This window comes from uncultured Brevundimonas sp., from assembly GCF_937870815.1.
Classification (GTDB): domain Bacteria; phylum Pseudomonadota; class Alphaproteobacteria; order Caulobacterales; family Caulobacteraceae; genus Brevundimonas.
In genome coordinates, this window is sequence record NZ_CALMZS010000116.1 from 33,956 (window position 1) to 46,579 (window position 12,624).

General features: G+C 69.7%; 13 protein-coding genes. 10 read left to right on the forward strand and 3 right to left on the reverse strand.

The genetic code is table 11. The features are described 5' to 3' along the window. Positions 1–49: 49 nt before the first annotated feature. The 7 genes from Q0588_RS07675 to Q0588_RS07700 all read left to right on the forward strand — a co-directional run bounded on the left by Q0588_RS07675 (position 50) and on the right by Q0588_RS07700 (position 8,338). On the forward strand, positions 50–2,836 hold the full coding sequence (locus Q0588_RS07675; protein WP_298745273.1) for a TonB-dependent receptor: 2,787 nt from the start codon (positions 50–52) through the stop codon (positions 2,834–2,836). Positions 2,837–2,905: 69 nt separating this feature from the next. Further along, positions 2,906–3,544, forward strand: a complete 639-nt coding sequence (locus Q0588_RS07680) for a sulfotransferase family 2 domain-containing protein (RefSeq protein ID WP_298745275.1) — start codon at positions 2,906–2,908, stop codon at positions 3,542–3,544. Beyond that, positions 3,541–4,164 carry an aspartyl/asparaginyl beta-hydroxylase domain-containing protein gene (locus Q0588_RS07685; protein WP_298745277.1) on the forward strand — a complete coding sequence of 208 codons (624 nt, stop codon included), beginning with the start codon at positions 3,541–3,543 and terminating at the stop codon, positions 4,162–4,164. The genes Q0588_RS07680 and Q0588_RS07685 overlap by 4 nt, the downstream gene beginning before the upstream one ends. Beyond that, entirely contained in the window at positions 4,161–5,273 is a 1,113-nt protein-coding gene (locus tag Q0588_RS16015) for a tetratricopeptide repeat protein (RefSeq protein ID WP_366872741.1), read from the forward strand. The genes Q0588_RS07685 and Q0588_RS16015 overlap by 4 nt, the downstream gene beginning before the upstream one ends. A gap of 5 nt (positions 5,274–5,278) precedes the next feature. Next, complete coding sequence (locus Q0588_RS16020) at positions 5,279–6,085, forward strand: sulfotransferase (RefSeq protein ID WP_366872742.1); 807 nt, start codon at positions 5,279–5,281, stop codon at positions 6,083–6,085. A gap of 3 nt (positions 6,086–6,088) precedes the next feature. Beyond that, positions 6,089–7,042: an aspartyl/asparaginyl beta-hydroxylase domain-containing protein gene (locus tag Q0588_RS07695; protein ID WP_298745279.1), complete on the forward strand. Its 954-nt coding sequence runs from the start codon at positions 6,089–6,091 to the stop codon at positions 7,040–7,042. Positions 7,043–7,183: 141 nt separating this feature from the next. Then, positions 7,184–8,338, forward strand: a complete 1,155-nt coding sequence (locus Q0588_RS07700; RefSeq protein WP_298745281.1) for an alkaline phosphatase — start codon at positions 7,184–7,186, stop codon at positions 8,336–8,338. Positions 8,339–8,536: 198 nt separating this feature from the next. On the opposite strand, the gene Q0588_RS07705 is transcribed toward Q0588_RS07700, so the two are convergent. Next, positions 8,537–8,908: a hypothetical protein gene (locus tag Q0588_RS07705; RefSeq protein WP_298745283.1), complete on the reverse strand. Its 372-nt coding sequence runs from the start codon at positions 8,906–8,908 to the stop codon at positions 8,537–8,539. Positions 8,909–9,083: 175 nt separating this feature from the next. Here Q0588_RS07705 and Q0588_RS07710 point away from each other — a divergent pair, with 175 nt between their 5' ends. The 3 genes from Q0588_RS07710 to Q0588_RS07720 all read left to right on the forward strand — a co-directional run bounded on the left by Q0588_RS07710 (position 9,084) and on the right by Q0588_RS07720 (position 10,908). Continuing rightward, positions 9,084–9,482 carry a cytochrome c gene (locus Q0588_RS07710; protein WP_298745286.1) on the forward strand — a complete coding sequence of 133 codons (399 nt, stop codon included), beginning with the start codon at positions 9,084–9,086 and terminating at the stop codon, positions 9,480–9,482. Next, positions 9,479–9,979 carry a pyridoxamine 5'-phosphate oxidase family protein gene (locus tag Q0588_RS07715; RefSeq protein WP_298745288.1) on the forward strand — a complete coding sequence of 167 codons (501 nt, stop codon included), beginning with the start codon at positions 9,479–9,481 and terminating at the stop codon, positions 9,977–9,979. Before Q0588_RS07710 ends, Q0588_RS07715 begins: the two co-directional genes overlap by 4 nt. A gap of 68 nt (positions 9,980–10,047) precedes the next feature. Then, on the forward strand, positions 10,048–10,908 hold the full coding sequence (locus Q0588_RS07720) for a universal stress protein (protein WP_298745291.1): 861 nt from the start codon (positions 10,048–10,050) through the stop codon (positions 10,906–10,908). Between the two features lie 61 nt (positions 10,909–10,969). On the opposite strand, the gene Q0588_RS07725 is transcribed toward Q0588_RS07720, so the two are convergent. Together Q0588_RS07725 and Q0588_RS07730 are read right to left on the reverse strand one after the other, a co-directional pair. Continuing rightward, entirely contained in the window at positions 10,970–11,656 is a 687-nt protein-coding gene (locus Q0588_RS07725; protein WP_298745294.1) for a sensor histidine kinase, read from the reverse strand. Positions 11,657–11,771: 115 nt separating this feature from the next. After that, complete coding sequence (locus Q0588_RS07730; RefSeq protein ID WP_298745297.1) at positions 11,772–12,539, reverse strand: glucose 1-dehydrogenase; 768 nt, start codon at positions 12,537–12,539, stop codon at positions 11,772–11,774. Positions 12,540–12,624: the final 85 nt, after the last annotated feature.

The window sequence follows — 12,624 nt, forward strand, 5'->3', positions numbered from 1 at the left end:
GGTCCGCGCGAACGAGCGAATTGGTCCAGACCAGATGTGGGGCACACACATGTTCAAGCGCATTTCCGATCGGGCCGCGCGCCCGAGTCTCAAGACCGTGCTTTTGGCCACCGCATCCGCGGTCGTCATCAGCACCACGACGGCTCCCGCCTTCGCGCAGGACGCCGTCGACAGCGAACTCGACGAAGTCATTGTCACCGGCTTCCGCCGTTCGCTCGGCGACGCGCGCGACATCAAGCAGGACTCGGTCATCGCGGTGGACGCCATCGTCGCCGAGGACATGGCCAAATTTCCGGACCTCAACCTGGCGGAATCGCTGCAGCGTCTGCCGGGCGTGCAGATCACCCGTGAGGCCGGCGAGGGCCGCCGCATTTCGCTGCGCGGCCTGGGCGCCGACTTCAGCCGCGTTCAGCTGAACGGGATGGAGGTTCTGGGCAATGTCGACTCCGCCCAGGACAGCCGCGGCCAGCGCTCGCGTGACCGCGCCTTCGACTTCAACATCTTCGCCTCTGAACTGTTCTCGCGCGTCGAGGTCGAAAAGACCTTCCAGGCGTCGCAGAAAGAAGGCGGCATGGCCGGCACGGTCGGCCTGTTCACCGGTCGCCCCTTCGACACCGGTCCCGGCTTCCGCGGCGCCATGACGGCCAAGGTCGGCACCAACGAATACACCGACGACGCCCAGCCGCGCGTCGCCGCCCTGCTCAGCCAGAACTGGGACAATGTCTTCGGCGTCTCCTTCTCGGCCGCCTACAGCCGCCGCCGGACGACCGAGCAGGGCCACAACACCTATAATTACACGCAAGCCGGCGCGGATCGCCTGCAGAGGATGGTCGACGACGGCCTGGACATCTCGAACCTGACCGCGGCCCAACAGGCGAAATTCCTGTCCGGCGACCTGTATTTCGCCGACGGCAACCGCATCTCGTCCTGGAACGCCGAGCAGGAGCGCCTGGGCCTGACCGGTGCAATGCAATGGCGGCCGACCGCGAACATGGAGCTGACGCTCGACGTGCTGCACGGCGAGTTCACCACCGAGCGGGACGAGCTGCATCTGGCCACGCGCCCGCTGAACGCGGCCGGTTCGATCGCCTTCGACGCCGCCGCGGGCGCCCCTTGGCCGGCGATGTTCCGGACGGCGTCGGTCATCAATGACATCGCGTGGGACGCCAACGACTACGTCACCATGACGGACGTGACCGGCACGACCTTCGGCAGCGAAAACCGCCGGTCGCGCAACGAGAACGAATTCAACCAGATCGTGCTGACCGGCAAATGGGACCTGACCGATCGCCTGACGATCGACGGTCACATCGGTTACGAGAAGTCGACCTATGAGACCCCCTATGACGACAAGCTGTACATGCGCGCCAAGGGCAACCTGATCGCCAACTATGGCGCGGACGGCCGCTCGGCGACCTTCGAATACCCGGGCTTCGACGCCACCGACCCGGCCAACTACGCGATGGACTCGTTCTACTACCGCGGCTTCCACAATGAATCGGAACTGCACGAGGGCGAGTTGAACGCGCGGTTCGAACTGAACGACACCTGGACCCTCAGCGCCGGCCTCGCCTATCACAAGTTCCGTCAGGACGGCGTCGACACCTTCTACGACGACAACGTCAACGGCACGCGCAGCAAGACGCGCGGCACCTCGGTCGCCGACATCGCCGACGTCTTCACCAACGAGTTCGGCTCCTGGCTGATCGGCAACTACGACCGGGCCTTCGAGAAGTACGGCGAGTACCACCGCTTCGGCCCCAACGCCGACGGCACGGGCGGCGCGCTGCAGGACATCGAGAACGTCTTCGAGACCACCGAAGAGACGATCTCCGGCTTTGTCCAGGCGGACTGGGACAGCGAGCTGATGGGCCGCCGCTTCCGCGGCAACATCGGCCTGCGCGGCTACACGACCGATACCCGCAGCGTCGGCTGGATCCAGGGCGACAGCTATGCCTACCTGGGCACGTCCGACGTCGAGGGCAGCTATGACGGCGTCCTCCCGGCGTTGAACACGGTGCTGGAAGTGGCCCCTGACATCCTGCTCCGTTTCTCGGCCACGCAGAACCTGAACCGACCGGGTCTCGGCTCGATGGCGGCCGAAGGCAGCGCCTTCCAGAATGAGGACTCCGGCGAGATCACCGCCTCGCGCGGCAATCCGAATCTGGAGCCCTACAAGGTCAACGCCTATGATCTGGGTCTGGAATACTACTTCGGCGACGTCGGCCTGGTCGCGGTCAACCTCTTCCAGAAGGACATCACCAACTACATCGGGTCGATCCTGCTGGAGAACGTGCCGTTCAGCGAGACAGGCGTTCCGTCCGGCGCCATCCCCGGGGCCACGGAAAGCACGATCGTCAGCGAGTTCACGATGCCCATCAACATCGAGGGCACGAACACGCTGACAGGCCTGGAGCTGACGGTTCAGGCGCAGCTGACCTTCCTGCCGGCGCCGTTCGACGGCTTCGGCGTGACGGCCAACTACACCAAGGTGGACGCCGACCAGGACCTGACCGGCTTCTCGCCCGAGAGCTACAACGCCACCGTCTACTACGAGACGAGCCGGTGGGGCGCCCGCGCCTCCATGAGCCACCGCGACACCTGGTTCAGCGGCTACAGCGATAATCCGATGAGCGCCGGCACGCGGGGCTTCGAAGCCTCGACCTACGTCGACGCCGCCGCCTTCTTCAACATCACCGACGACCTCCAGCTCACCCTGGACGCCGTCAACCTGACCAACGAGAAGGACACTCAGTTCTGGGGTCGAAACCAGTATCTCTACAATCAGAACCAGAGCGGAACGACCTACATGGGCGGTGTCAGCTACAAGTTCTGACACGATCGCCGGCCTAGACTGGGCGCCCCTCCTCACCGGGAGGGGCGTCTCGTTCCCGTATTCAGAGCCATGATCGTTTCCCACCGCCACCAGTTCATCTTCGCCGCCGTGCCCAAGACCGGCACCCACGCCGTGCGACAGGCCCTGCGCGAGCAACTCGGGGACGAGGACGTCGAACAGGTGGGTCTGTTCGTCGACAAGCGTTTCCCGTGGCAGGACCTGGCCGCCATCCGGCACGGCCACCTGTCACTGAGGCAGGTGCGCCCGCACCTCGGCGAGGCGGCCTTCGGCGGCTATTTCAAGTTCGCGTTCGTGCGCAATCCGTTCGACCGCTTCGTCTCGTACTGCGCCTTCATGCTGCGTGGCGGCGACATGTTCGAGCGCCAGCCGCGCGAGGTGATGCGCAACTTCCTGTTTGAGCAGCCGCCCGAGCAGCACATCCTGTTCCAGCCGCAGGCGTCCCTTCTGGTGGACGGGGATGGCGAGACGCTGCTGACGGATGTCGTGGGCCGCGTCGAGGACATGCAGGGCTCGTACGACGCGATCTGCGCGCGCATCGGCATTCCCTCCCGGCCGCTGGACCGGGTCAACGGCACCAGGCGCGGCGATTATCGCCGCTACTACGACCCGGCCCTGGTCGATGCCGTCGCCGCGCGCTACGCTCAGGATCTGATCCTGTTCGGCTACAGCTTCGAAGGCTCGCGATGAGCGACGTCGAGCTGACCCCCAATCCGCGCAAGACCACCCGCGTCCGCGCCCTGGGGCCAGTCGATATCGGCGCCTTGCAAGCGGCCGTGCGGGCGATCCCGGAGGCCGTCTGGGACGCTGAAAACGCCGGCAAACCCAACAAGCTCGACGTGCTGGACGCCACGCGCCACATCGTCTTGCGTTTCATAGACAGCGGCCGTGACTGGCGCGCATCGCACGACCGCCCGGCCTGGCCGGAATGGCGCGCCCTGCTGGAGCCGGTGATGGCCCAGGCCGTGGTTGGTTACGACTACGCACGCGGCGTGTTCCCCCGGGTGATGTTCGCCAGGATGCGGCCGGGCGGCGTGATCCATCCGCACATCGACGCCAATCCAGCGGCGAAGTGGCCGCACAAGATCCACGTGCCGCTGTCGACCAACCCCGGCGTGGTGTCCTTCTTCGGGGGCGCGGAGCATCATTTCCCGCCAGGCGAGGCGGTCGAGGTCAACAACCTGGGCCCGCACTGGGTGCGTAACCATGGCGACACCGACCGCATCCACCTGATCTTCGAATATTACGACGCCGACCAGCCCGACCCGGCCTGGCTGGCGCCCTTCCTGCTGACGGGCGCCGCGCGGTGAACGCTCCGGTTGACGTCGGCGGTCGCGACGCCTTGCTGCAACGCGCCCGTGACCTGCGCGCCGAACACTGCATCCCGGAAGCCCTGGCCGTCCTCGCGCGCCTGGAGCAACGGCACCCGCGGTTCAGCCGCCTGCATCACGAGCGTGGCCACTGCCATGTGCTCCAGCGGAATGCGGCGGCGGCGGTGGAGGCCTTGCGCGAGGCGGTGCGCCTCAATCCCACGCTGCCGGCCAGCTGGGACATGCTGGAGCAGCTCCATCGCCTGCGCGGCGAGACCGCGCAGGCGGCCTTCGCGGCGGAGCGCCTGGCCGTCCTGAGACAATTGCCTCCAGAGGTGGTCGCGGCCGACAGCCTGTTGGCCGACGGCGACCTTGAGCCGGCCGAAGCCATTCTTCGGGACTATCTGCGCCGGGCCGGCGACAATGTGGGCGCCCTGCGGCTGTTGGCGCGCATCCGCCAGGCGCAAGAGGCGCCGGAGGAGGCCGCGTCGCTGCTGGAAGCGGCGCTCGAACGCGCGCCGGACTATCACGCCGCGCGGCTCGACTACGCCATGCTGCTCCTCACCCGGCAGCGGCCCCTCCTGGCGCGGCGAGAGGCCGAACACCTGCTCGGCCACGACCCTGACAATCGCGACTACCGCAAACTGTACGGGGCGGCCTGCGTCGCCCTGGGCGACCATGAGCCGGTCATCGACCTGTACGAAAGGCTGCTGGCCGACCGACCCGCGTCGGGCGCCGAGGTCGCCGACCTGCGTCTGTGGCGGGCGAACGCCCTCAAGGTCGTTGGCCGACAATCGGAAGCCATCACCGACTATCGCGCCTCCCTTGCGGCGCGGCCCGACAATGGCGTCGCCTGGTTCAGTCTGGCCAACCTCAAGACCCATCGCTTCACCGACGACGACATCGCCCGCATGCGCGCCGCGGAGGCGCGCCACGACCTGCAGGACATGGATCGGGTCTATCTGTGCTTCGCCCTTGGCAAGGCGCTGGAAGACGAGAACGACCATGCCGCCTCGTGGCGGTACTATGAGCGCGGCAACGCCCTGCGCCGCGCCGCGCCGCCGGCCGCTGGCGCTCCGAGGTCGCGGAGGCCTGCGCCCTGCGGCTGAAGCCGGTGTTCACGGCCGAGTTCTTCGCCGCGCGGGCCGGCTGGGGCGTCGCCGACGCGGCGCCGATCTTCATCGTCGGCCTGCCGCGCTCGGGCTCGACATTGATCGAACAGATTTTGGCCTCGCATTCGCGGGTCGAGGGCGCCCAGGAACTGACCGAGATCGACCGATACGCCGGCGAACTGTGCGGTCGCGATCCCGATTGCGGCCTGCCGCTGCGTCCCGAAGCCCTGGCGCGTCTCGCGGACAAGCAGGCCCGCGCGCTGGGCGAACGTTTCCTTGCCGACACGGCCGTCCATCGCCGGCTGGGCAGGCCGTTCTTCATCGACAAGATGCCGAACAACTTCTGGCACATCGGCCTGATCCATCTGATCCTGCCCCGATCCATCATCATCGACGTGCGGCGCGAGCCGATGGCCTGCGGCTTCAGCAACCTCAAACAGCTGTTCGGCACGACCAACCAGGCCTTCACCTACGGCGCGGAAGACATCGCCCGCTACTATCGGACCTACCTCGACCTGATGCGGCACTGGGACGAGGCGCTGCCGGGACGCGTGCTGAGGGTGCAGTACGAGGACGTGGTCGATGACCTGGAAGGCGGCGTGCGGCGCATGCTGGCGCATTGCGGCCTGCCGTTCGAACCGGCCTGCCTGAACTTCCACGAGACCCGGCGCAGCATCCGCACGCCCAGCTCCGAACAGGTGCGCCGGCCCATCGGCCGGGAGGGGCTCGACCAATGGCGGAACTACACGCCGTGGCTGGCGCCGCTTCGGGATGCGCTGGGCGATGCCGCGACCGGCTACAGGGGCTGATCGATGCGTCTCGCCAAACCCTTCTTCCAGCTCCCCGTGCTGTTCGAGGTCGAGCGGCTCCAGGCCGAGGTCGCGGCCCTGCCGCCCGAGGCCTGGGTCCCGCACCCCGACAGAGTGCCGGGCAACAGCGCGGCGCGCCTGATCAGCGCCGGCGGGGCCGAGACGGATTCCGTTCACGGCCAGATGCTCCCGACGCCCTGGCTCGCGGCCATGCCTTACGCGCGTCAGGTGCTGGCGGGCTTCGGCGTGGTGTGGAGCCGCTCGCGCCTGATGCGCCTGGCGCCCGGTGCGGTCGTGCCCGAGCACGCCGACATCAACTACCACTGGCACACCCGCGTGCGCCTCCACATACCGATCACGACGCGACCGCAGGTGAGCTTCCACTGCGACGGCGAGACCGTGCACATGGCCGCCGGGGAAGCCTGGATCTTCGACAACTGGCGCAGGCACCATGTTGAGAACAGGGCAGAGGCAGATCGCATTCACCTGGTCGCGGACACCACCGGCACGGCCGCCTTCTGGCGTTTCGCCTGCGGCCCGACCCCGCCGCGCGCGCAATGGCGGACCATGCCCTGGAACCCGGACATCACCCCGCGCCTGCTCACCGAGAGCGACCATCACTCACCGATCATGCCCGCCGCCGAGGTGCAGCTGTTGGTCGACGACCTCCGCGCCGAACTGACCATCACCGCTGAAAGCCCCGACGCCAGGGCCAGGGCCGTGCGGTTCGGCCTGCTGCTGGAGAGCTTCGTCCAGGACTGGCGCCAGCTGTGCGCCCTTCACGGCGTCAGCGGTCGCGCCCGCCCGGAGTTCGAACGCCTGGTCGCCGCCGCCCATCAGGCGGCCAGACCGCTCGCCGACGGTCTCGTCATGCGCACGAACCACGCCGGCGCCCTGCTGGTGCTCGAAAAGCGCGTGCTGCAGCATCTGGTCGCGGACGACGGAGCCGAGACGTGATCCGATCACCAGACGGCCGGCGCGGGGCGGCCGCCCAAACTGTCACGCTCGGGATGTAGTCCGCACATCGACGACGCGACCTCGCCCCGGCGCAAGGTCGTGGTCGGCGCCCGACACCCTTCAGGCCTGGAGCCGCACACCATGAAACGCGTCCGCTATCCGACCTTCCTGGCCGTCGCCGCCCTGCTTGCCCTGACCGCCGCGCCCGTGCTGGCCCAGGACAATCCGGCGCCCGCTTCGGAGGCGACGCATCCGGCCAGGGCCAGGAACGTCATTCTCTTCCTCGCCGATGCGGGCGGTGTGTCGACGATCTCGGCGGCCAGCCTTCTGGGCTATGGCGAGCCCCTGCGCCTGCATGTTCAGCAATGGCCGTATCTGGGACTGAGCGAGACTTCGCCCGTCGATGAGTTCGTCTCGGATTCGGCGAACGGCATGTCGTCGATCGTGACCGGCGTGAAGACCCGCAACGGCGTCATCAGCCAGGGCCCTGACGCGGTGAGGGGGCAGAGCGACGGGGCGCCGGCCAAGACCCTGCTGGAGTATGCGGAGGAGCAAGGCCTGTGGACCGGCGTCATCACGACCCAGTCCATCGCCGACGCCACGCCGGCGGCCAGCTACGCCCATTCGAACGATCGGGGAGACTGGGGCCGGATCTTCGCCCAGGTCTTCACCCCGCGGTTCGGCGACGGCGTCGATGTGATGTTCGGCGCGGGCCGTCAGGCAGTCGGCGATCAGCTGAACGCCCTGGGCACGGGCTTCGACGCGCTCGGCCAGACCCGCGCCCGACCGATCTATGCGACGCTCGGGGACGCGCCGGCCGAGAACATGCGGCCGGTGGTGGTCAGCGACGCGATGGACGTTCACGCCGCCACGCTCCGCGCCCTGGACATCCTGCAACAATCGCCCCGCGGCTATTTCCTCATGGTCGAATGGGACGCCCACACCGACGATCCGCGTGCGGGTCTGCAGAATGTGGTCGATTTCGACAGGCTGATCGCCCAGGTGCAGAGCCGGGTCGATCTAGACGACACCCTGCTGGTGTTCACCGCGGACCACGCCTTCGGCCTGCAGGTCGACGGCGGCCGTCGCGGCGAACCTCTGCTCGAAGGCTACGATGCCTGGAAGGCCTCGGGCGACGAGGCCGACCTCGTTCGCCTCGAGAACGTGCTGGTCAACCGCACGCACACGGCCGAGGAGGTTCCGGTTCTGGCGATCGGGGTCGGCGCCGAGCGCGTCCGAGGGTATTTCCCCAACACCTACCTGTTCCGGGTGATGATGGACGCCTGGGGCTGGTGACCGAATGCGATTGACCGCCGTCTGCCCGCGGTCCGCACGGGTCTGGTCGATCCGGCCTGAAGCGGGGGAGGGGGCGGGCCCGCTGGTGGCGATCTCGGGAAGCGGGGTGATCACGCCGAGCAGCAGCATGCGACCCGGTCCGCTCAGGCCGGCCCGTATGACGGCGGGCGGGACCTGCGAGAGGGCGCCGCGCCGGCCTCAGACCTCGGTCACCCGTTCGACGGCATAGGTGTGGACGGTCCCGTCGCCGTCGATGATCGACACATATTCTCCGGGGACGAAACGCTCCTCGCCCAGCCGGAAGCCGGTGGCGTCCTCGCGCTCGCCGCCCGGGAAATCCAGCAGCCAGCGGTCGCCGGTGGTGTGCCGCAGGCGGCCGGTGGCGACGGTGACGTCGCGGTCGAAGCGCCGCACCCGGCAACGGGCCGCCTGGTCGCGGCAGGCCTCGAGATCAAGCCGGCCGTCGTCGTCGAGGAAGGCGACGATGTCGTAGCCGGCGCGGGCGTCGCCGTGGGGGTGACCCGGCTCGCGGGCCAGTTCGAGACGGATGTGACGGGCACTGGGGGGCATCGGGTCCTTCCTGGGGCGGGGGCGACCGGCGGCGGGGCGGCCCGGCGCGGTCATGGCGTCACCAGAACCCGTGGGGACGGCGGCCGCCTTGATCAGGATCAACGCCGCCGATCCGGACCCGGGCCAGGGTGGGACCCGGAGAGGCGTCATGATAGGGTGGGGCCGGAGACGCATCATGAACCTGCCCCGCCTCGCCGCCGCCGTCGTCCTCGTCTTCGCCGCCGCCGCCTGCGCCGGCGAACGGTCGCCGCCCGCGTCCCCGGCCGCCCCGACCGCCCTGACCGCCCCCCCGACCGCCTTGGGCGGGGCCACGGCCCAGGCCGCCGCCCGGGGCCAGCAGCTCGCGGCCGGGGTCTGCGCCCGCTGCCACGCGGTGGCGGGCGCGGGACCCAGCCCGATGGCCGAGGCCACGCCGTTCCGCGAGATCGTCCACCGCTATCCCCTCGACCACCTCGAGGAGGCCTTCGCCGAGGGTCTGGTGACCGGCCACCCGGCCATGCCGGCCTTCGTGTTCCGGGCCGGCGAGATCGACGACCTGATCGCCTATCTCGAGACCGTGAAGGCCGGGCCATGAGCGCCGCGGTCCCGACCCCCATTCACGGCCGCGCGGTCGCCGCCATCGTCGACCTGCTCGAGCGCGAGCGGCTGATGACCCTGGCCTGCAACCGGCCGGACGGCTGGCCGCAGGCGACCACGGTCGGCTATCTGAACGAAGGCCTGAACCTCTATTTCATCGTCGCCCGCGACAGCCAGAAATTCGCCAACCTCCAGGCCGATCCGCGCGCCTCGGCGGCCATCCGTTCGCAGGCCCCGAGCGGCGGCGGCGTCGGCCTGTCCATGGCCGGCCGGGTCGTCGAGGTGATCGAGCCGGAGGCGGTCGAACAGCTCAACCGCCGGGTCGTCGAGCGCTACCCGGACGTCCACGTCTATTCGCCCTCGGGCAGCTCGGTCGCGGTGCTGCATTTCGCGCCGGCCATCATCTCCGCCGTCGGCGTGACCGGCGGACGCAGCGACGCCGAGACCTTCTCGGTCGGACCGGACCCGGAGGGCGACGTCTCCCGGCTGTTCTGACGCGCCTTGACTCCGGTCAAGGCGTCCGCGGCGCACGCGGTCGAAGGTGGGTTTCACGGAGAATCGCCATGAGCCTGAAACGCATCCTCACCCTGGCCTCCGGCGGCGCGGGCGACCCGTCGGCCCTGGCCTTCGCCGCCTGGCTGGCGGGCCAGCACGATAGCGTCGTGGAGGTCATTCCGGTCTACCCCGACTCGGTCGCCGACATGATCGCCCTGGGCATGACCCTCGGCGCCGCCCTGTCCCGGGACGCGGTCGAGGCCCTGGCGGCCGCCGAACGCGAACTGCAGGATCGCATCGAAACCGCCGGCCGGCGCGCCGCGAAGGGGGCGGACGTGGTGTTCGGGGCCGGGGAGGGCGCGCCCCGGTTGTCGGTCCACACCCGGGGGCTCCGGCCGGCGCTCACCCTGACCCGCCATGCGGCCCTCGCCGACCTGGTCGTGGTCGCCCAGGAAGACGTGCTGACCGGGCCGGGCAAGGATCTGCTGGGCCAGGCCTTGCTGGCCGACCGCGCGCCCGTGCTGGTCGCTCGCGGCGACCCCGATCGGCTGGCCGGTCCGGCCGCCGTCGCCTGGGACGGCAGCCCGCAGGCCGGGCGGGCCGTGCGCGCGGCCCTGCCCCTGCTGGCGATGGCCAGCGCCGTCCATGTGCTCCAGTGCGTGACCTCCCTCGATCGACAGGCGGCCGATCCTGACATCGACCTGCTCAACGCCTACCTCAGGCTCCACGGCGTCGGCGCCGGGGTGGCGACGCTGGTCGAGGGGCCGGACGAGGGCGCGGCGCTGGTCGCGGCGGCGGAAGCCGGGCGGGCGGGCCTGCTGGTGGCCGGCGCCTGGGGTCATTCGCGTCTGCGCGAGACCGTCTTCGGCGGGGCGACGCGAAGCTTTCTCGGCCGCAAGGACGGCCCCGCGCTGCTGCTGGCCCATTGACCTTGGCCCGTGGCCAGCCGGTCCGTGCGCGCGTCCCGTCGAGGCGGGGCCGTCGCGGCTGTCAGGTCCGCGACGGGCGGCTCGGCGGCCGCCGCGCGGCCGGCGGCGAAGGCGGAGGCGGCGAGGCGCTCCAGACGCCGGGGAAGGTCAGCTCGAAACGCGATCCCGTCGCCCCGACCGAGCGGTGCAGGTCCGCGCCGAGCTGGCCGGCGAGGCGGGACACCAACGACAGGCCGAAGCCGGTTGTCCAGTCGCCCCGCGACGCCCCCACCCCGGTGTCCGTGACCGTGAGCCGGGCGCCGGCGTCGGTGCGCTCCAGCGTCACCTCGACAAGCCCCGGCTGTTCGGCGAGCCCGTGTTCGAGGGCGTTGCCGACCCATTCGGCGGCGATCATCGCCAGGGCCGAGGCGGTTCTGGCGTCGGCGTAGAGCGGCTCGATGTCGACCCGCATGGCGGCCACGCGGTCGAGCGGATCCAGTTCGGCCACGTCGCGGCAGATGTCGCCCAGCAGCTCGTCCAGCCTGACCGCGTCGCCCCCGCCTTGCTGCAGGCGCTGGTGCAGGTGCATGACGGCCCGGACCCGCCGGCCGGCTTCGCTGAGGATGGCCGCGGCCCCGGGCGGCGCGGCGCGGCTCTCGAGCCTCAGCAGGCTGGCGACCGACTGGAGGCTGTTGCCGATCTGATGGTGGGCCGCCCGGACCACGTCCGCGGCGTCGGCGTGCCGGTGGCTGAAGCGGCTGGAGGTCATCGCCTTCTCCCTCGATCGGCGACCCTGGATCGGACCGGGCCGCCGCGCCTTGAGACAGATCAAGAGAACCTCTCCCGGCCCCTCCGGATCGCGGACGTCCGTCGCGCGACGGGACTCAGCGGGCCGTGTAGCCGCCGTCGATGACGAGTTCGGCGCCGGTGACGAATTTCGCCTCGTCGGACGCCAGATAGACGGCTCCCCACGCGATATCGTCCGGCTCGCCGACATGGCCGAGCGGATGCAGCGCATCGACCGCCTTGCGGCCCGCCTCCGGGTCGCCTCGCGCCGACAGGTGGCTCTCCACCATCGGCGTCCAGATGAAGCCCGGGTGGATCGAGTTCACGCGAATTCTGTCCGGCGCATAAATCAGGGCGTCGGTCTTGGTCATCAGCCGCACGGCGCCCTTGGACGCATGATAGGGCGGGACGTCGGCGCCCCCCACCAGGCCATAGATCGACGACAGGTTGATGATCGCGCCGCCCCCGGCGAGCCTCATCGGCGCGATGACGTGCTTGGTGCAGAAGAAGACGCCCTTGACGTTGATCGCCTGGACCCAGTCCCACTCGGCCTCGCTGATCTCATGGGTGGGCTTGTCGACTCCGGCCACGCCGGCGTTGTTCACGAGGATGTCTATGCGGCCGAAATGCAGCGCGGCCTCGCGCATGACTGATTGCACCTCGCTCTCGCTGGCCACGTCGCAGCGCCAGTAGGCGGCGGGCAGCCCCCGCGTCTCCAGTTCGGCGACCAATGCGCGGCCCTCGGCGTCGCGAATGTCGAGAACGGCGACGGACGCGCCCTCCTCGGCCATGCGGATGGCCGTCGCCCGGCCGAGACCCACGGCGGCCCCGGTGATCACGGCGACCTTTCCCGACAGACGGTTCATGCGAGTTCTCCGGTTCGCCTCCATCTCGCCTGAAGCGGCGGGGACCGCCTTGACCGATGTCAACCGGCCGTCCGGCCGCCGACGG